Annotated in this window: 19 protein-coding genes, 1 tRNA gene and 1 pseudogene; 10 read left to right on the top strand and 11 right to left on the bottom strand. The window is 69.1% G+C overall.

The genetic code is table 11. The features are described 5' to 3' along the window. Positions 1-13 precede the first annotated feature (13 nt). The 7 genes from E3N94_RS00330 to E3N94_RS00360 form a co-directional block, all read right to left on the bottom strand. A complete protein-coding gene (locus tag E3N94_RS00330; protein ID WP_134343251.1) occupies positions 14-397 on the bottom strand; it encodes a Fe-S oxidoreductase in 384 nt (127 codons plus the stop codon). A 125-nt stretch (positions 398-522) separates the two neighbouring features. Beyond that, positions 523-1,995: an NAD(P)/FAD-dependent oxidoreductase gene (locus E3N94_RS00335; RefSeq protein WP_134373584.1), complete on the bottom strand. Its 1,473-nt coding sequence runs from the start codon at positions 1,993-1,995 to the stop codon at positions 523-525. Positions 1,996-2,062: 67 nt separating this feature from the next. Next, a complete protein-coding gene (locus tag E3N94_RS00340) occupies positions 2,063-2,869 on the bottom strand; it encodes a crotonase/enoyl-CoA hydratase family protein (protein WP_233191189.1) in 807 nt (268 codons plus the stop codon). Between the two features lie 44 nt (positions 2,870-2,913). Then, entirely contained in the window at positions 2,914-3,759 is an 846-nt protein-coding gene (locus E3N94_RS00345; RefSeq protein WP_104099674.1) for an arginase family protein, read from the bottom strand. Between the two features lie 73 nt (positions 3,760-3,832). Then, entirely contained in the window at positions 3,833-4,480 is a 648-nt protein-coding gene (locus tag E3N94_RS00350) for an NAD(P)-binding domain-containing protein (RefSeq protein WP_134415366.1), read from the bottom strand. 67 nt (positions 4,481-4,547) lie between these two features. Further along, on the bottom strand, positions 4,548-5,279 hold the full coding sequence (locus tag E3N94_RS00355; protein ID WP_134415367.1) for a PspA/IM30 family protein: 732 nt from the start codon (positions 5,277-5,279) through the stop codon (positions 4,548-4,550). Positions 5,280-5,430: 151 nt separating this feature from the next. After that, the gene (locus tag E3N94_RS00360) at positions 5,431-7,497 is read right to left on the bottom strand and encodes a TPM domain-containing protein (RefSeq protein WP_134343247.1); all 2,067 of its coding nucleotides are present in this window, start codon (positions 7,495-7,497) and stop codon (positions 5,431-5,433) included. 99 nt (positions 7,498-7,596) lie between these two features. On the opposite strand from E3N94_RS00360, the gene E3N94_RS16335 reads away from it, so the two are divergent. The 7 genes from E3N94_RS16335 (at position 7,597) to E3N94_RS00390 (ending at position 12,831) form a co-directional block, all read left to right on the top strand. Next, positions 7,597-7,767 carry a hypothetical protein gene (locus E3N94_RS16335; RefSeq protein ID WP_166784753.1) on the top strand — a complete coding sequence of 57 codons (171 nt, stop codon included), beginning with the start codon at positions 7,597-7,599 and terminating at the stop codon, positions 7,765-7,767. 59 nt (positions 7,768-7,826) lie between these two features. Then, positions 7,827-8,675, top strand: coding sequence for an aldo/keto reductase (locus E3N94_RS00365; protein WP_134343246.1), 849 nt, complete (start codon positions 7,827-7,829; stop codon positions 8,673-8,675). A gap of 35 nt (positions 8,676-8,710) precedes the next feature. Beyond that, positions 8,711-9,283, top strand: coding sequence for a GNAT family N-acetyltransferase (locus E3N94_RS00370; RefSeq protein ID WP_134569589.1), 573 nt, complete (start codon positions 8,711-8,713; stop codon positions 9,281-9,283). A gap of 76 nt (positions 9,284-9,359) precedes the next feature. Next, positions 9,360-10,691, top strand: a complete 1,332-nt coding sequence (locus E3N94_RS00375) for a M20/M25/M40 family metallo-hydrolase (protein ID WP_134343245.1) — start codon at positions 9,360-9,362, stop codon at positions 10,689-10,691. A gap of 23 nt (positions 10,692-10,714) precedes the next feature. Then, positions 10,715-11,158: a DUF1294 domain-containing protein gene (locus E3N94_RS00380; RefSeq protein ID WP_134415369.1), complete on the top strand. Its 444-nt coding sequence runs from the start codon at positions 10,715-10,717 to the stop codon at positions 11,156-11,158. A gap of 372 nt (positions 11,159-11,530) precedes the next feature. After that, entirely contained in the window at positions 11,531-12,478 is a 948-nt protein-coding gene (locus tag E3N94_RS00385) for a hypothetical protein (protein WP_134401741.1), read from the top strand. Beyond that, a complete protein-coding gene (locus tag E3N94_RS00390) occupies positions 12,475-12,831 on the top strand; it encodes a GntR family transcriptional regulator (protein WP_134373574.1) in 357 nt (118 codons plus the stop codon). Before E3N94_RS00385 ends, E3N94_RS00390 begins: the two co-directional genes overlap by 4 nt. 60 nt (positions 12,832-12,891) lie before the next feature. On the opposite strand, the gene E3N94_RS00395 is transcribed toward E3N94_RS00390, so the two are convergent. After that, entirely contained in the window at positions 12,892-13,245 is a 354-nt protein-coding gene (locus E3N94_RS00395) for a hypothetical protein (RefSeq protein WP_134343243.1), read from the bottom strand. A gap of 133 nt (positions 13,246-13,378) precedes the next feature. Here E3N94_RS00395 and E3N94_RS00400 point away from each other — a divergent pair. After that, positions 13,379-13,561 (top strand): annotated as a pseudogene (locus E3N94_RS00400) (alpha/beta hydrolase); the annotation flags it as partial. Between the two features lie 94 nt (positions 13,562-13,655). Here the strand turns inward: E3N94_RS00400 and E3N94_RS00405 are convergent. After that, positions 13,656-14,564, bottom strand: a complete 909-nt coding sequence (locus E3N94_RS00405) for a hypothetical protein (protein WP_166790020.1) — start codon at positions 14,562-14,564, stop codon at positions 13,656-13,658. 228 nt (positions 14,565-14,792) lie between these two features. Between E3N94_RS00405 and E3N94_RS16340 the strand changes: the two genes are divergently transcribed. Both E3N94_RS16340 and E3N94_RS00415 read left to right on the top strand, forming a co-directional pair. Next, positions 14,793-14,951 carry a hypothetical protein gene (locus E3N94_RS16340; RefSeq protein WP_166785329.1) on the top strand — a complete coding sequence of 53 codons (159 nt, stop codon included), beginning with the start codon at positions 14,793-14,795 and terminating at the stop codon, positions 14,949-14,951. Positions 14,952-15,613: 662 nt separating this feature from the next. Next, complete coding sequence (locus E3N94_RS00415; RefSeq protein ID WP_166790021.1) at positions 15,614-17,119, top strand: DUF222 domain-containing protein; 1,506 nt, start codon at positions 15,614-15,616, stop codon at positions 17,117-17,119. Positions 17,120-18,086: 967 nt separating this feature from the next. Here the strand turns inward: E3N94_RS00415 and E3N94_RS00420 are convergent. Continuing rightward, positions 18,087-18,158: transfer RNA gene (locus tag E3N94_RS00420), tRNA-Arg, on the bottom strand. 168 nt (positions 18,159-18,326) lie between these two features. Next, positions 18,327-18,980: an iron ABC transporter ATP-binding protein gene (locus tag E3N94_RS00425; protein ID WP_134419481.1), complete on the bottom strand. Its 654-nt coding sequence runs from the start codon at positions 18,978-18,980 to the stop codon at positions 18,327-18,329. Positions 18,981-18,983 lie beyond the last annotated feature (3 nt).

Raw genomic sequence — 18,983 nt, forward strand, 5'->3', positions numbered from 1 at the left:
TGGGTCCTCCGGGTTATTTGACATAGCCGCCCTTTTTGAGGCCGGCCTCGATCTCGAAGCGGTTCTGCAGCGGATTGCGGCCGGCCGCCAGGTAGAGCAGCGGGAAAACCATCCCGAAGCGCTGCCACTGATGTTTGTGCACGGCCTCGTGTTCGAGGATGGCCATCGACACGTTCTGGTTGGTCAGGTAGCAGCCGCCGACACAGGCTCCGCCGCGTCCGAATGCCCAGGAGGGCATGCCGCGAAAAACGATGAGGCCGCCTCGGCGCTCGACCTTGCCCGTGCTCCAGATGGAACCCCAGATCACGCCGACCGTGGTGGCGTACAGGTAGCCGGCCCGGCTGATGGGGGAGTCGAAGAAGATGCGGCGCACTCCTCCAGCGTAGGTGGCCCCCACGATAGAAGCCTGGGTTTCCCATGATCGACTCACGGCGGAGGTGGCGCGGGGCAGGTGGTGGAAGGTGGCGCGGGTTGGAAAGTGCGCCAGCCTCCACCGGGTGCGCCGCGAGGGCGAAAGCGCGGCTACGGGCGACCGTACTCCTCGAGCAGCCGCAGCCAGACCTCGCTCAGGGTGGGGTAGCTCGGCACCGCGTGCCACAGCCTGCGGATCGGCACCTCGCCGACCACGGCGATGGTCGCCGCGTGCAGCAGCTCCGCGACATCCGGCCCCACGAAGGTGACCCCGATCAGAACCTCACGGTCGAGGTCCACGATCGCGCGCGCCGACCCGGTGTAGCCGTCGGCGTGCACGGATGCCCCGGCCACCTGGCCCAAGTTGTAGTCCAGTACCCGGGTGCGGAACCCGGCCTTCTCGGCAGCAGCCTGGGTCAGTCCCACAGATGCCACTTCGGGGTCGGTGAAGGTGACCTGCGGCACGGCGGCATGGTCGGCTGTGGCGACGTGCGATCCCCACGGGGCGTCGTCGACGGGCCTGCCGGCGGCCCGGGCCGCGATCACGTCACCGGCCGCGCGGGCCTGGTACTTGCCCTGGTGGGTGAGGAGGGCCCGGTGGTTGATGTCGCCGACGGCATACAGCCAGTCCCCGGTCAGGTCCGGCGCGGTGCCCCGCACCAGCAGGGTGTCGTCGACCTCGAGCCAGTCGCCCGGTGTGAGGCCCACGGTCTCGAGCCCGACATCCGCGCTGCGGGGAACCCGGCCGGTGGCCACGAGTACCTCGGTCGCGGTGACCCCGCTGCCGTTGGAGAGGGTGAGGGTCACATCGCCGTCGGCGGTGCGGGCCGCCTCGGTGGTCGACACCCCGGTCAGCACGGTGACGCCCGCCCCGCGGAGGGCCGCGAGCACGAGTTCACCGGCGAAGGGCTCCTGACCGCCGAGCAAATCGCTCCGAACGATCATCGTGACCTCGGCGCCGAGCCCGGCGTAGGCGGTGGCCATCTCGGCGGCGACCACGCCGCCGCCGATGATCGCCAGACTGTCCGGGATTCCGGGGGCGCTGGTGGCCTCGCGGCTGGTCCACGGCGACACGGCTGCCAAACCGGGAATATCGGGCAGCAGCGCCGCCGACCCGGTGCTGACGACCACGGCGTGCGCCGCGACCAGTACGGTCGTGGTGCCGTCGTCAGCGGTCACGGTCACCTCCCGCACGCCGGTGAGGCGGGCGTGGCCGCGCACCAGGGTGATCCCGGTCTTCTCCAGCCAGCGCACCTGGCCCTCGTCGGACCAATTGCTCGTGAAGGAGTCGCGGCGGCGCAGAACGGCCGCGATGTCCAGGTCGCCGGTCACGGCCTCGGCCGCACCGCCGACGCGCCGGGCTGCGGCGAGGGCCGCTCCGCTGCGCAGGAGCGCCTTCGACGGCATGCAGGCCCAGTAGGAGCACTCGCCGCCGACCAGCTCGGCCTCGACGATCACGGTGCGGAGGCCTGCCTGCGTCGTGCGGTCGGCGACATTCTCACCCGCCGCGCCGGCGCCGATCACGATGACGTCGTAGCTCTTGGCGGAAGGGTCAGGTGGGGTGGTGCTGGCGGCGGCAGACATCCGTCTCTCCTTTGGTCAGTGGTGCAGATGAGTGGTGCTGTAGTTCCAATGAGGTGGTGATGCCAGCCTAACGACCCACGAAAGTAGCCGGCCGGCGGCTGACGAATGCCTCCATGCCGATGCGGGAATCTTCGGTCGCGGCCAGGCGGGCCAGGGCCGGCTGCAGCCCCGCCTCGGCGGCCGCGGCACCCTCCCGCGCGGCCGTGCGGGCGTTGGCCAGCGTGGCCTGCACGGCCAGCGGGGCCTGGGCGGCGATCCGCTCGGCCAATTCCAGCGCGCGCTCGAACTGGGTGCCGTCCGGCACGACCTCCTGCACGAGCCCGATGCGGTGGGCCTCGCGGGCGTCGAACATGTCGCCGGTGAGCATCCAGCGCATGGCGTTGCCCCAGCCGGCCGCGCGCGGGAAGCGGATGGTCGCGCCGCCGAACGGCAGGATGCCGCGCGCCACCTCGATCTGGCCGAATCGGGTGGACTCTGACGCCACGGAGATGTCGCTCGCGAGCATCAGCTCGATGCCGAGAGTGAGGCAGGTGCCCTGCACGGCCATCACCACGGGCTTGGACACGCTTGGCCCGTCGACCTGCCACGGATGGATGCCGCCGGGCGGCACCATGTCGAGGCCGTCGGGGCCAAGTCGGGGGCCGATGTCGGCCAGGTCGAGGCCGGCAGTGAAGTGGTCGCCGACCGCGTAGACGAGGCCGACCCGCAGCTCAGGGTCGCGGTCGAGTTCACCGTAGGCGAGGGCCAACTGCGTCAGCAGCGCCAGATCGGCGGCGTTGCGCTTCTCCGGACGGTTGAACCCGATCAGCAGCACGTGCCCGCGCCTCTCGGTGATGATCCTCGACGGATCGGAAACGGAGTGCTGCTCGTTCACGGATGCCTCCCTTGGCCTCGTGACGCTGGCGCGTCGGTCCCATGCTATGGCTGAGCAGGTCGGGTCAGCGCGCCGATGATGCGCAGGATGCTCGGCAGGTCGTCGGTGGCGGCCTCCGGCGAGGCCGGGGCGAAGCCGGCGATGGTGGCGCCGGCCAGTTCGAATTCGGCGCGCAGGGCGGTGATCAGCCGGTTCAGGGTGTCGACGCTCAGCCCGAACGGGTAGAGGTCGGCCAGGCCGGCCAGCGCCGACGGGTCGAGCACGTCCAGGTCGAGGTGTAGGTAGAAGGTGCCCACGCCCGTGGCGCGCAGGGCCGCGACGAGCGCGTCGGGAGGGTCGAGGTCCTCGACCGGAAGACTCACTATTCCGCGGTCCTGGATCAGGGCGTCCTCGGCCGGGTCGATGGCGCGCGCGCCGCCGATCACGACGCGTTCCAGAGGAACGCGCTCACCCGGGTCGAGGGTCAGGCCGTCGGCACCCTCGCCGGTGATGGCGCGCAGCACCATCCCCGTGAAACCTCCGGACGGTGAGGTGTCGGGGGTGTGCAGGTCGGGGTGGGCGTCGAGCCAGACCACGGCCAGGTCATCAGGATGCTGCCGCGACGCATGCTCGACGGCCGCCAGGGACACCCCGTTGTCGCCGCCGATCGTGACCACCGGGCCAGCGCCGCCGTGCAGTGCAGCCGTGAGGCGTTCGCGCACCATCATCAGGGTGGAGAAGCGGTCGATGCCGGTGTCGAGAGAATCGCCGGCCTCGACCGGCACCGGCACTTCACGGGTGACGGAGTAGGGAAGATCACCTCGGATCGCCTCCGCCCCGTCACTCAGGCGCATCGCGCGCGGAGAAACCGAACCCTGCCACTGTGGCACGACAACGAAGGAGGGAGCCATACTTCAGTATGCTCCCAGAGCTTCCCCGCGCGCGGAATTTTCGTGCTGGATCGGGCCGATCTACGCGCAGCGCCTATTGGTCGCGGTAGCGCGCAGCGGCGTCCGTCGCGTCCCGCAACTCGGCCGCGTTCAAGCGCGGGCCGTAGCCGGGGGTGTCCCGCTGGATGCGCCAGCCCTCGCTGAGCGCGCCGACGTTGACGGTGTCGTAGCCGAAGCGGTCCAGCAGTGCGGTCACGGTAGCGGCGGCGGGGGCGTCGTCGCTGGCGATGACCAGGGCGCGCCGGTTGACGGACCCGGCCGGCTGACCGTGCTCGGTGAGATCGGCGGCATAGATGTGGTTGAACGCCTTCACGATCGTGGACTCCGGCAGGCGATCACGGAGCAGCTCGGCCGTGGTGGTGCTCTCGTCGTCGAGTGCGGCGATGTCGCCGTCGCGCTGCGGGTAGTAGTTGTTCGTATCGATCACGAGCTTGCCGGCCAGCTCCGTCGTGGGCAGGGTGTGGATCTGGTTCAGCGGGATGGTCACGACCACGAGGTCGCCGGCCGCGGCGGCCTCGGCGGGGGTCGCGGCGCGGGAGTGCGGGCCGAGCTCGCCGATCAGATCAGTGAGGGTTTCGGGGCCACGCGAATTGCTCACGACCACGTCGTATCCGTTGGCCACGCCGAGTCGTGCGAGCTGACTGCCGATGTTGCCGGCGCCGATGATTCCGAGAGTTGTCATGCTAGGGACAACGCCGGGCGCCGACGGGATGTTCCCGTCGGCGCCCGGCTGCGCTGGAGGCTGAGGGCTACTGCGTGATGGAGTCGGCGCCGCCGGATTTGAGCGCGGCGAGGCGGGCGTCGACCTCGGTGAGCTCGCCGAGGTCCTCGAGGCTCTCGAACTGGGCGTCCAGGCTCGACGCGGCCAGCTCGCTGGCGCCCCGAACGCGGGCCTCCTCGCGGCGGATCTTGTCCTCGAAGCGGCTGACCTCGCTGGTGGGGTCCATCAGGTCGATGCTCTTGACGGCATCCATCACCTTGGTCTGCGCCTCGGCGGTCTTCGACCGGGCGATCAGTTCGCTGCGCTTGGCGGAGAGCTGGTTCAGCTTCTCCTTCATCTTGTTGAGGCCGTCCTTGAGCTGGGCCACGACGGCCGTCTGCGAGGCAATCTGAGGCTCGGCCAGCTTCGCCTCTTTCTCCGACTGCATCTGACGGCCGAGGGCGACCTTGGCGAGGTTGTCGAAACGGTCGGCGTCGGCCGCGTTTCCGGCGGTGCGCAGCTGGTCGGCCTTGCGGCTCGCGGCCAGGGCCTTGCCACCCCACTCGGTCGCGGCCTCGACGTCTTCCCGGTAGTCGTCCTCGAGCAGGCGCAGATTGCCGATCGTCTCGGCGATCGCGCTCTCCGCGTCGGCGATGCTGTTGGTGTAGTCGCGAACCATCTGGTCGAGCATCTTCTGCGGGTCCTCGGCGGAGTCCAGAAGCGCGTTGATGTTCGCTTTCGCCAACTGGGAGATACGGCCAAAGATGGACTGTTTCGTCATTGTGCGGTGTCCTTTCGAGTTCCGGAGCATCGGCTGACCTCCAGTGTGTCGGTTTGTGCTGGTCAAGACGTGTGGACCGCCGTGCAGGCTGCGACGGCTGCGACGGCTGAAACGGCTGAAACGGCTGCGACGGCTGCGACGGCGCCGGTTTCTAGAACCGCCCGCCCCCGCCCCGGCGTGAGCGGGAACCGGCACCGCCGAAGCCGCCGGGCATGCCGAAGCCGCCGCCGCGCCGGCCGCCGCCACCGCCACTGAACATGCCACCCCCGCCGCCGGAGAGGATTGTGTTGATCAGGATGCCGCCGAGCACGGCCCCCATGACCCCGTTCCCGCCGCTACCGCCGGCTCGGTAGCCGGGACCGTGGCCGCCCGGAACCTGGCCGGCGAACCCGTCGACGTCGTTCCGGGCGCCGGCGATGGAGGCCGCGGCCAGGGAGTTGGCCCGTTGCGAGGCGGCGAGAGCGGCACCCGGGTCGGTGGCGGCCAGCGATTCGGCCTCCACGAGAACCCTGCCGGCCTCGGCGACCCGGGTGCGCGCCTCCGCGCCCACCGCCCCGCGCCGGGTGCTGATGAAGTCTTCCGCGGCCGACACCTGCCCGCGCGCGGCGAGCAGGTTCTGGTTGAGGGTGGCCCGGGCGCGCTGGACGTGCGCCTCGGCGTCCCGCACGCCCTGCAGCGCGGCATCCATCGCGGTGTTGGCGGCGTCGAGCATCGCCATCACCTCGAGCGGGTTGATCCGGCCGGCCGCGGAGCGAGCGCGCACCTCGGCGAGGGTCTGTTCGGTCTGGCTGATCACTCCCGGCAACGCGGCGGCGGCCTCGGTCGACGTGGGCAGGCCGCGCGCGGTCACCAGATCGGTCTGCAGCTCGGCGACCGTGGCCGCCATCTGCCGGGTCGCGCCGGCGAGGTCGGTGCCCAGGCGGTCCACGGCGTCCAGGAGCAACCGCGCCTGGTCGACCGATACCTCGGCCGCACGGATGTCCACGGCCGCGGCCGCCGTATCGCCGGCACCCAGCCGGGTGGTGGCCCGGGCCAGAGCGGTCTCCGTGAAGGCGAGACGCTCGCGGGCCTCGGCCGGGTTGTCGGCAACCGTGCCGAGCGCCACGTCGGTGTACCGGGCGGCCAGGGCCGCCAGGCTCTCCTCGCTGCCGGCGAGCCGGGCCCGCACGGCCTCGGCGCCCTGGGACACGGCAGCGGCGACCTCAGGCGCGTTCTTCTCCAGCTGGCGCAGTTCGTCGAAGTCGTCGGCCTGCGCATCGAGGGTGAGGTTGGCCTGGCTGCAGAGGTCGATGATCGCGGCGTGCCAGGCGCGCGCCTGCTCTTCGGAGTCGGGTTCGGCGTCGTCGAGCTTCTGCTGCAGGGTGAACGCCTGGCTGAGCTGCTTCTGCGCCGTTTCGAGCGCGGCCCGGAAGGCGGTGGTGACCTCCGTGCCGTACTGGGCGATCGCGAAGCCGAGCTCCTGCTCACTGGAACGGATCGCGTCGTCGGTCTGCACGAGGGTACTCGAGGCGCGCCGCTTGAGCTCGGGCGTCGGCAGGGACTGTAGCCCGGTCGGCGCTCCGGCTCCGGCTGGCAGGGCACGCCCCCGCCCGCGTCGGGCGAGCAGGATGACCGCTCCGGCGACCAGAAGCACCAGCACGGCGATGATCACGAACACGACGATGAGAAACCCGCCGGCACCGCCGCCGGGGCTTTCGTCCCCGGGGGTGATCTCGCCGGCCGAGACCGGCTCGCCCCGCAGAGCCGCGGAGAAACCCTCGGCTGCGGCGATCGCGGCGCCGGCCCAGTCGTTCTGGCGCAGAGCCGGCTCGATGGCGACGGTCTCGATCTCCTGGAGCTGGGCATCCGTCAGGGCGGAGTCGGGGGCCACGGAAAGTTGGTACTGGCGGTCATCCGTCGCTACGGCCAGCAGCACGTCGTTGGTGCCGAGGCCGTTGTTGTCAGCCGTCTGGTCGGCCCACTGCTCGCGGTCCTCGACCCCTGTGAAACTGTCGACATAGGCCACGAAGAGGTCGGCTCCGGTCTCGGAATAGAGCTCGTCGAACGCGGCCGTGACCTCGTCGGCGCGGGCGGTGACGGCGTCGACCGTGTCGACGATGTGGCTGGCGCCGAAGTCGACCGGGTTTTGCGCCCAAGCCGCCGTGGGCGCCGACGCGCTGGACATCGCAAAGCTCAGAACCGCCGCAACCGCGACCGGAATCAACCACCGTGACCGCATGGACCCCATCCTCACACCACCATCGACACTCGGGCGTTCCCAGGTCGAGCATAGGACGGCGACACAGGCCCGTCCACCGCCCAGGCAGGAGTATCACTGTTGCCCACTGTCACGGCGGCTGGCTGGCTGGGCATCTGCCGCGGGCTGCAGATCATCGACGACACCCCTGATGGTCAGGTCGAGGTCGTCCAGCACCTCGCCGGCGCCCGCCGGGTCTCGAGCCTGTCGATCGGCCCTGAACGGGAATTCGCTTCACCGTGCGCCGTTTAGGTCAGGGTGGGGCGCGCAGTCTTCTCCGTGCGCCTCGTCGACAAAAGGAGCTCTACGACATGACCGCAGCACCGACGACATCCATTCCCCGCATCACCCTCAACAACGGAGAGACGATCCCGCAGCTCGGGTTCGGCGTGTACCAGATTGAGCCGGCCGACACCAGGCGGTCGACGCTCGCCGCCCTCGAGGTGGGCTACCGCCACATCGACACCGCCGAGATGTACGGCAACGAGCAGGGCGTCGGCGAGGCCGTGCGCGAATCCGGCCTGGATCGGACTGACGTCTTCGTCACGAGCAAGCTCAACAACGGCTTCCACTCCCGAACTGATGCCCTGGCCGCCTTCGAGCAGACGCTCGAGACCCTCGGCTTCGACTACCTCGACCTCTTCCTGATCCACTGGCCGCTGCCGGCCGTCGGAGACTTCGTCGAGACCTGGAAGGCGTTGGAGGAGATGCACGCCTCCGGGCGGGTGAAGACCATCGGCGTCTCCAACTTCCAGCCGCAGCACCTGCGGCGTCTCCTCGACGAGACCGGCACAGTGCCGGCCGTCAACCAGATCGAGGTGCACCCGTACCTGACCCAGGACAACGTGCGCGCGTTCAACACGCAGCACGGCATCGTGACCGAAGCGTGGTCGCCCATCGCACAGGGCAGGGTGCTCGGCGACCCCGTGATCACGGCCATCGCCGGCCGCCTGGGCCGCTCTGCCGCTCAGGTCACCCTGCGCTGGCACCTGCAGCGTGGCGACATCGTGTTCCCGAAGTCCGTCACCCGCAGCCGGGTCGAGGAGAACTTCGCGCTCTTCGACTTCGAATTGACTGCCGACGACCTGGCTGCGATCACAGCGTTGAACCGCGACGAGCGCACCGGCCCCGACCCGGACCAGTTCAACTGGATTCCCTGACCACCCGCAGGGGTCCGGGTCACTAGTCTGGACGGATGCCGCTCGAGACCCGCACCGCCCGCCTCCTGCTGCGCCGTTGGCGTGAGTCAGACCTGGCGCCGTTCGCCGCGATGGGGGAGGACCCGGAGGTGATGCGGTACTTCCCGTCTCGGCTGACCCGGACCCAGAGCGACGAGCTCGCCGGCCGGGCCGACCGGCTCTTCGAGACGCACGGCTACGGACTCTGGGCGCTCGAGAAACAGTCGACGGGCGACTTCATCGGCTTCACCGGGCTCGCTCCCGTGCCCGCGTTCATCCCCGGACCCGGCGGGCTCGAGGTCTGCTGGCGGCTGGCCCGCTCCTTCTGGGGCCAGGGCTACGCCACCGAAGCCGCCCGGGCGGCCCTCGATGTCGCTTTTGGGCGGCTCGATCTCGAACAGGTGCAGGCGATCACGGCGGTCATCAACGAACCGTCGCGGGCCGTGATGGAACGACTCGGGATGACCGCGACCGCCGAGTTCCAGCATCCGAAAATTCCCGTCGGCTCACCGCTCCGGGTTCACATCCGCTACGCGGTTTCCCGGGCGGCCGCCGCCCAGGCGTGCGCCGCGGCCGATCTCACCCGGTAGAGTTCAGGCACTTTACAAAAGGACTGGCCGCCACCATGGAATCGACTGTCGCGCACCATCTCCGTCCAGCGTGCGCATGAGCGACCATGAAGCCCTGACCCGCCAGACGGTGGACCTGCTGCGCGACCTCATCCGCAACGCCTGCGTCAACGACGGCACTCCCGATTCGGGCGGCGAGATTCGCAGCGTGCGTACGCTCGAGGGGTTCTTCGCCGGGTCGGGACTCGACCTCGAGGTGGTCGAACCGCATCCGGGCCGCGCCTCCCTGATCGCTCGAATCCGGGGCACCGATCCCACGGCGCCCACGCTCGCCCTGGTCGGCCACCTCGACGTGGTGCCGGTCGACGACGGCGGCTGGAGCCGCGACCCCTTCGGCGCCGAGATCATCGACGGCGAGATCTGGGGACGCGGCGCCCTCGACATGCTCTACCTGACCGCCAGTTACGCGGTCGTCACCCGGGCCATTGCGACCGGACCGTTCCGGCCGCGCGGCGACCTCATCTTCGCCGCGGTTGCCGACGAGGAAGACGGCAGCCACTTCGGCGTGGAATGGCTCACCGAGCACCGGCTCGATCTGATCGACGCGGACGCCGTGCTCACCGAGTCCGGCGGGGCCATGGTCGGGCCGCGGCCGCTGATCTCGACGGCCGTCGGCGAAAAAGGTATCGCCGGGCGGCGCCTTTCCGTGCGCGGCACCCCCGGCCATGGGTCGGCCCCGTGGGGCGCGCGCAACGCCGCGGTGATCGCGGCGGATGCCGTGGGGCGCTTGGCCCGCTACCGCGCCCCGGTGCAGATCACCGCCGACTGGCGCCGATATGTGCAGGCCCTCGACCTGGAACCCGACCTTGCCGCGCGCCTGCTCGACCCGCACCGGATCGACGGCGCCCTGAACGAGCTCGGCAGCCTGGCCGGGTTCGCGCACGCATCCACCCACACCACCATCTCGCCCAACATCGTGCGGGCCGGGGTGAAGGACAACGTCATCCCCGCGCTCGCCACGATCACCCTCGATATCCGGGTGCTGCCCGACCTGTCAGCCGCCGACGTCGACGCCTACCTGCGGGAGGCGCTCGGCGACCTGGCCGACGAGGTCACGATCGAGGGCGACGAATTCGCCGCGGCCACCCGGTCCGCGGTCGACACGCCGCTGTTCCACTCGCTCGGCAAGGCCGTGCGCCGGGCCTACCCCGACGCCGACCTGCTCCCGGTGCTCAGCGTCGGCGGCTCCGATGCGCGGTTCTACCGCCGCCGCGGCGTCCCTGCCTACGGTTTCGCGCTGCTCGGCCGGCACTGGGACTACGGCACCTTCCGGCAGCTGTTCCACGGCAACGACGAGCGCATCGACATCGGCTCGATCGCGTTGACGGTCGCGGCCCTCGACACCGTCGTTCGCGACTTCCTCGACTGAGCTGCTGCCGCGAGAAGACACAGATGAGACAGACCAAGCCCAGGCGGCAGTCCCCACGCAAGAGGCAGACCGGCACGCGGCGACGGATGCCCGCCCGCACCGGTTCGGGAGCCGTCGCCTACCTCGCCATCGTCGCCTTCACGTCGATCTACCTCGTCGTCGACGCCTACCGACCGGTCTCGATCTGGGTGGCCGCGTTCTACCTGGCCGTCAGCCTCGCCTGCTTCGTCGCCTACGCCATGGACAAGACCGCAGCGGTCGCTGCGCGCTGGCGGGTGCCGGAGAACACCCTGCTGCTGCTCGGATTCGCCGGCGGCTGGCCGGGCGCGATCGTGGCGCAGCAGGTGCTGCGGCACAAAACCAAGAAGGCCGGTTTTCGGCAGGCGTTCTGGGGCACGGTGGCCCTGAATGTGCTGGCTTTCGTCGTGATCTTCTCGCCGCTGCTGCCGGATATGCTGGCCCGCTGAACCGAGCCGAGCCGAGCCGGGGGCGCGTGCCCGGCCGCAGGTTACTCGTTCGATGTCGAGGACGGCGACGTATTTCGTGCACAATTCCGTGGTGGGCGAACTCCATACCGTCTCCTGCCCTGACATCCTGCCGAACGGACCGCCCGACCTGAAGGCGGGCAAGGGAACGCCGACCCGGACTCCCCGGTGACGCCGGCATACCCGAGACCGTACTGGTTCACCGGCACGATCCGCGAGGTGACCGTGGACGTAGGTCGAGCTCCGAGCTCATATGGCGCGGCGATAGAACGGCAGCACGCCGGGAACCCTGTTGTGTATTCATGCTTGTATTGATAAGATGATACAAAACTAAGAACACAAAAAGGGGATCTGATGCTCGGTGACGTCTGGTCCAACATGATCTTCCACGTCGCCGTGTCCACGTGGACGGTAGCCGGTCTGCTCGTGGGGTCGTGCGTGCTGCTGTGGGTCTTGACCCATGTTCCCGCCGTGCAGCGTCGGCTCGTCGCCCACGCGTCAACGGTCGCCGGGCTCGGCCTGCCGCACGCCTCGCATCCGATGGTCTTGGCGGCCCAGGTGCGGAGAGTACGGGGCTTCTCCGGCGGCGGATTCCTCGGCGTGATCGTCTCGATTTTCCTCGTGTACTTCATCGGGGCGGACCGCAGTGGTCCGGCCACCGTGTTCCTGCTTGGCGGTTTCGTGATCGTCGGGGTGCTGGGTGGCGCGATCGCAGCCGTGGCCGGCGAGGTGGCGAGGACCGGCGAGGGTGAGCGGGTTGCCCATGGGCGGCGCACCCGCTTGGCCGATTACGTTCCGCGGTGGGAACGCGTCGGCGTTCGTGGCACCGTATTCCTCAACCTGGCGGTCGTCGGTGTGCTGGTACTGCTGCCTGTTTTTTGGAAGCTGCAGCTCTCCGTCTTCCCGCAGTCCTTCAGCGTGGCGGTCGTCGTGGCCGGGCTGGCCGTGGCGGTGCTCGCGGCCTTCGAAATCGGCGGTCGCATCGTCGTCGCGCGTCCCCAGACCATGGCGTCGGAGCAGGAGCTGGCCTGGGACGATGCGATGCGCTCGGCCGCGATCCTGGATCTGGTCGCCGCCGCGTTCCTCCTCGGTGCTTTTGGTGTCTTCTTCGGCCTTCAGGAGATCGCGATGGCGGTGCGACCGGGAATCGGTGGCGGCGTAGCCTCCGTGGAGGCGTTCAACCTGTTCGGGCTGGTCGTGCTGGGCGCGGGTGCCGCCGCATCCGTTCTCACCTCGTCACGGCGTCACTTTCGGCGAACCCTCCACGCGGATGCCGGTTCGCGCCCGGTCGGCCCGCAGTGATTCTCCGCATCGACCCGCGCTCGGCGACACCGCCATTCGACCAGCTGCGCGTGCAGGTCATTGCGCACATCCGGAGCGGGGCCATGGTCGCGGGAACACGCCTGCCCACGGTGCGCAGGCTCGCCGCTGACCTGGTGCTCGCGCCGAACACCGTGGCGCGTGCCTACAAGGAACTCGAGGCGGGGGGGTTCATCGAGACCCGCGGCAGGGCCGGTTCCTTCGTCAAGGCCGCACCGGACTCGGTCGAACAGCAGGCGCTCGGCGCGGCAAAGACCTATGTCGAACGGCTGCGGGAGCTGGGGGTCAGCCCGGCCGACACGGTGGCGTACGTCACCACAATCCTGCAGAACTGAGGCCCGGCCGTTGGTGAGATCGGGTGCCGGTCGCGGCCGGTGGTCATCGGTTGCCCCGGGTCAGAACAGGTGCCGCAGGTAGCGCTCCGGGGCCTCCAGGAAGGAGCGCCAGTCGCGCACCAGGTCAAGGTCTTCCCAGGCGCACGGGCGGTAACCCCAGGGCCCGACCTCGTAGATGGCGGCGCCCGGGAGCGACGCCAGGATCGGGGAGTGCGTCAAGAGGATGACCTGGGATCCGCCCGCGTCCAGGATGTCCTGCTGGTGGCGGATCAGGGCGAGAGAACCGGTGGAGGAGAGGGCCGACTCCGGCTCGTCGAGGATCCACAAGCCCGGGTAGCGGGACCGTGTCGCGACGAGGTGGAGGAAGGATTCGCCGTGCGAGCGCTCGTGGAACGAGGGCTCGCTGACAGGCATCCGTCGTCACGTAATCGCGGAGATTTTCGGGAAACGCCGGTTCGGGGGCCATGAGCGGCGTGTCGCGAAAATCTCCGAGGTTGGTGCTGCGGGCGCACCGGATGACCCGCGGCAGCCCATGCCTCCGCACCGCTCCTGCGAGATCCCGTCCGCGCTGCTCACCGAGTGGATCGCCGCCGGGTATTCGTTCGTGGCGGAGCTGGCCCGCCTGCACGACGTCGAGTACGTGGACCTGCCCACCAGGCACTGGCTCCAGTTCACCAGGCCGGCCGAGCTCGGCACCGCGATTCTGGCGGGCGTAGAGCGCACCGCTTGATCGCGCGGAGCGGGCGGCCAAGACGGAAAATCCAGGTCATCGAACCGAAGGTCCATGCATCCGAGAAATCGCGCTCCCGACCGGGCCGGTGCCGTCAGCTGCCAATCCAGGCGTCCACGCTGATGTCGAACCCGGCAGCACTGCAGGCCGCGCTGACACGGGCCAGAGCCTGCCCCCACTCTGTCGACAGCGGATCGATCTGCTCGCTGGCCGACGACGGCAGCAGGCCCTTCAGGGCCTCCACGTGGTCCGCCACCGCGGAGCCGGGCACGGTGTCCACGCGGGCGCTCAGTCGCGCAACGAGCCGTGCGGCTCCCTCGAACTCCCGCTGGGTTGAGGGCTCTGCGAGCAGCGAGCCGTACGCATTGTGCATCAGCGTCACAACGTCACTCACTTGGCCGCAGGTGTCCTCCGCGTTCACGGGATCCGCAGAAGGCGATGCGGTGACGAGCGAGGCATTCGTTTGAGTGCCGACGACGAAACCGACACCCAGTGCGACAAGGATGCTGAGAACCAGGAGGGCGTTGCGGTCGCGTCCCCCGGCGGGCAGCGCAGTCTCGTCGAGTACCTCCTCGAAAAACGGTTGAAGCGAACCCTCGGACGTCCCCTCGTGCATCGTCCGGGGACCAGTATTCCTCGGTGCCGTCGACTCACCGGGGGAGCGGGGCGGCTGGGTGTTGACCTCGAATTCGGCCGCACGGATCGCGGCGGCGATCGCGGCACGGTCGGCGGCCACCGTGGCCTGCAGCTCCCGCAGCGCGGCGGTGGCCTTCGGATCGCCGACGAAGTCGCCGTTCGCCGAGAAGACGCGCTTCTGGAGGTCGCGCAGCTGGTTTGCCGGGGACGGTGAGCCATCCGGTGCCGCCTCGGCGGGGTGAGTCGCCCACCACAGGGCGTTGAGCACGTTCTTCTCTCCCGAGTAAGCGACCCGAACCGCTGCGAGGTAGGCCGGATCGCGCTGGGCCAGCGAGTACGCGTCTTCGGAGCCGTGGTCACGCACCACTGAGAGCCCCCGATCGTCGATTCGGTCAGCATGGCACAGTGCCCGGTCGTTCCCCGCACTGCTTCCCTTTCCGCGTCGCGTGCCGATTCCCCGTCCGCGTCGCCGCCAATCGGCGTCGCGCCGGAACTGCGCCGCTGCGCCCGTCGCGTGCCACGCGCGCAACGGCGCACGATGCGCGCGAGACGGTTGCCGCGGCACCGGCCCGCACGGACGCCGCAGACTGGAGTAATGGAAGAGTTCGCTTTCGACGGTGACGGCCCGGTGTGTCCGGCGTGCGGGGCCGAAATGACCCCCGACGGTGTGGACACCGCTCAGGGGCTCGAGTCCTGTCACCGATGTCCGCGCTGCAGACTGGTCGTCGTCGTTCCGGGCAACTGGCTGGAGTAGGTGTCAGCCGATGGCCATCCGGCTCGGGGCGTCACCGCATCCGAGTGCCCATGGATGCGCCGCTAGAGCGGGAGAACGCCGCCGCAGACCTACTGGCCGGGAGCCCGATACGCCGGCGTTTTCTTGGCGGCGTCGGACTGCTCCGGAACCTCGATGACCCCCAGAACGTCGGTCTCCCCGAAGGCGTAGTAGAAACTCTCGACCGACCGACCGACCGACCGACCGACCCACCCACCGATTTGAGGGCTGCGACCAGCGCCTTCCGACGGCCGGTTCCGCCTTCGCGCATGAAGCCCCTGATGCCCTCGTCCACCTAGTTCGCTCCAAATAGATACTGGCTCATGGTCAGTCCCGTCCTGTGGTGTGCTGGACGCGGACATCCGGAGCAATGCCCGAGACCTGTGTGCGGCAACCCGCCGAGGCAAGGCAACGACGCTCGGTCCCCGAAGTGGGGCTGCGACACATGGTAGGCCCGGCTGTTCCCGGGGACAACGGGGCGGCCGCCCAGCCTCAGAGGGCTCCCGACCCGGTGGTCGAGCTGGGCGAGACCCGAAGCGATGCCTCCAAGGTCGATGAACAGAACTTCGAATCTCAACCTCCAAAAATCCGCAACCATCTGACGAACACTCGACTATGTGTACGCAATGAGGTATCCTCGTAACATGACCAACCTCGCGGAAGACCTCAGGCAGGCGGCCGATGCCGTGGCCCTGCTGGGCTCGTCATGCGCTGACTTCTCGGCCCTTCCTGATGCCGAGGTGTTGGCCGGTCAGAAGCGAATCGCTTCGATCCGCCGTCTCGTCGATACCTATGCTGCCTGGATGGCGGCGACCATCGCCGAGCGTTCCCGACCGGAGCTCGGGCACTCGGGTTTGGCGGCGCAGCAGGGGTATCTCTCCCCGGAGGCCCTGATTCAGAACTCGACCGGCTCGTCCAAGGGCGACGCCTACAAGCTGGTCGCGGTCGGCACAATGATGGCCGATGCCGAGGCGGCCGACAGGCTCGTCGAGGCGGCGCTGTCCTCGCCCGACAGGGATGCCGCCGAGGTCGCCGAGTTCGAGGCGAAGGTGCCGTGGCAGGCGCCGATCGCCCGGGCCGTCACCGCCGGCACGCTCTCGGTTGACGCGGCCGAGGCGATCCGCGCGGGGCTCGGCCAGATCGATGCGGCAGTTACCGCCGAGAAGCTCGCGGTGGCGCTGGAAGCGCTCCTGGCGGAGGTGTCGTCGCTGAATGCCGATCAGGTGTTCAAGCAGGCGAGACGGATGCGCGACCGGCTCGATGAGGCCGGCATTGCCGCCCGCGAGAAGCAGGCCTACGACGACCGCTACCTGCGGGTCTACCGGCTGGGCAACGGCACCGTGCGCCTGAACGGGCTGTTCGCGCCCGAAGATGGCGAGTTCGTGCTCTCCACCTTCGACTCGATCACGGGCCCGCGCCGCGGCGGGGTGCGATTCGTGGACGCAGAGCGGGCAGCCTGGGCAAAGAAGATGCAAGACGACCTCCGCACGACCGAACAGATCGCCGCGGACTCCCTCGTGCAGCTGCTCAAAATCGCCGGCGAGGCCGACCCGGGCCGGGTCTTCGGCGGCCGCCGCCCCTCGGTGCGCGTGATCGTGACCGAGAAGGCGTTGAAAGGTGGCCCGGCCGGTCAGACCGGGCAGACCGGGCAGACCGGGCAGCCGGTCAGACCGGGCCGGCGCCGACGACCGTCCAGACTGAAACGGGCGAATCTGGGCCCGTCGAACCCGTCGAACCCGTCGAACCCGTCGAACCCGTCGAACCCGTCGAACCCGCCGAAGGGGCCGCTCATGGGCAGCTCGAGGGCAACCCGGTCCCCATCTCGCAGGAAACCATCGACCGACTCCTCTGCGACACCGGGACCCGCGGCATCAAATTCGACGACAACGGCCAGATCATCAACGTCGGCCGCGACGATCGACTCTTCACCGAGAAACAGCGCGCCGCAATGGCAGTACGCGACGGCGGATGCCTCTGGATCGACTGTGAGAAACCGCCAGCGTGGGCAGAAGCGCATCACATCAACGAGTGGCTCAAAAACAACGGATGTACGGACCTTGCCGACGGGGCACTCCTCTGCCATCCCCACCATCTGCTGCTGCACAACCAGCACTGGACGATCAGCCGCACCGGAACGCAGTACTGGCTGAGGCCACCGATCGAGGTAGACCCCAAGCAGACGCTGGTGGCGTTGCCGAGCAAGAGGGCAGCGCTGTAGCGCTTGGTCTCGACGGGCTCGATCCGCGTCGCGGGAACCTCGAGTGGGTTCCTGACCGGGTCTCGACGGGCTCGACCTGCGTCGCGGGCAGGGGCGGGTCAAGGGGCGGGGCAGTTGCTCCTAAGCCGGCATAGGCGATCGACCGCGACGCGGGATGAGCGTGGGTTCCGCGACTTCTAGGGGAGCGGTCCGTGGTTCCTGAGCGAGCGTTCCGGGACTCCCGTGTCTTCTCGTCACTGGCTGAGCAGCAACTCTCTCCCGAACGAATTCGACGGAGATTCTGCCCGAAACTGCCCCAGGAAGCCCAAAAATGTGGTTTCAGACCAGAATCTCCGTCGAATCGGTCCACCACCGGGCCCGGAGCTCCAGAGGCGGTAGCGGTATTCTCCGCGTTGCACGCGATTCCGGAGGGGCCGGGGCACGGCAACCACGCTGCTTCCGGATTCGAACGGGGGGAAGGTCTTGGTGGCAGCCGTCCCCGGCCATCGTCTGTAAGTACCGCGGTCTCGAGTCGTTGCGGTGGGGCTCCGACGACGTGCTCCCAGACCCGACCGACCGCCGCGGGCGCCGACGTCCACGTGATCCCGTCGCGCTCCTCAGCTGATCGGCGTACCCATCGGATGGCGGCGGTCCCGTCCCGGTGTGGCTCAATGGTCATCGCTGACCTGTCGGTGGCGCGGGTGACCGGTGCGACCACGGCATAGCGACGCCGAGCCTCGTCGGCGAGGACTTCATGCCGCACACCTACCGGGTCACGCATCCGGGCGTAGCCGAGCGGCAAGGCATCAGAGTCGGCGGCGAGGAGCTGTGGGCCAGTGTGGGCAAACGGCGTGACAAAGCCTTGAGATCGTGTCGCCGATTAGCCCGCGACCCAGTGTTCGCACGGACTCTGACAGTTGTGCCCCCAGGCAGATTCGAACTGCCGCCCCTGCCTCCGGAGGGCAGTGCTCTATCCCCTGAGCTATGGGGGCCAGGGAAAACACTAGGTTATCAGCATCTTGGCAGGCGATGTTCCGCATCGAGTTCGACGGATGCGGTCGAGCCCGCCCGGCACACCATCCGAACTCGACCGGAAAGGCCGAATTCGGCAGGTTCGGGCAGGTTCAGGTGGGTTCCGCCGCGCGGTCCGCCCGGGCGTGTTACTGCAGGTTCGCGATCGCCGCGGAAACGAGTGACTCGGCGTCGCCCGGCTCGACGAACTCGCTCGAGCCCACCGTGATCCAGTAGGTGGAGGTGAAGACCTGAGCCACACCAATGCCGCCGGCAGCCGAAAAATAGCCCTCGACGGCGGGCGGCGTGCCATACGTGGGAACGATCTGGCTGGAGCTGATGGCATCGTTCTTCAGCTGCGACAGCAGCACGTCGTTGGGCTGGGTCACCGAGACCTCGATCGTTCCGTCGCTGGATTGATTGAGCAGTCCGCAATTCAGCCCCTGGTACTCTGCCGCCGTCTGACCCGCGGCGATGGTCGGCTCGAAACCGGGGGCGGTGCCGTAGCTCGGGTTGAAGGCGTAGACGTCGTCGAGGGTGAGCACCTGGTCGCAGGTAAATGTGACCGGGGTGCCTGCTGCCGTGGGGGTGGGCGTCGGCGTCGCGGTGGGCCCCGGTGTCTGCGTCGCGTCCGACGTCGACCCGGGAGTAGCTGATGGCGACGCTGCCGACGGGCTGCTTTCCGGGGTGGAACCCGAACCGCAGGCAGCCAGCGCCACGACGGCGACCGTGCCGGTGGCAAGGAGAAGGGTGGTGCGCAGGAGCCGTCCGCGCGGGAGTCTGGGCGAGAGGGAGTGAGTCACGCT

The organism is Cryobacterium sp. Sr3 (assembly GCF_004402835.1).
GTDB classification, from domain to species: domain Bacteria; phylum Actinomycetota; class Actinomycetes; order Actinomycetales; family Microbacteriaceae; genus Cryobacterium; species Cryobacterium sandaracinum.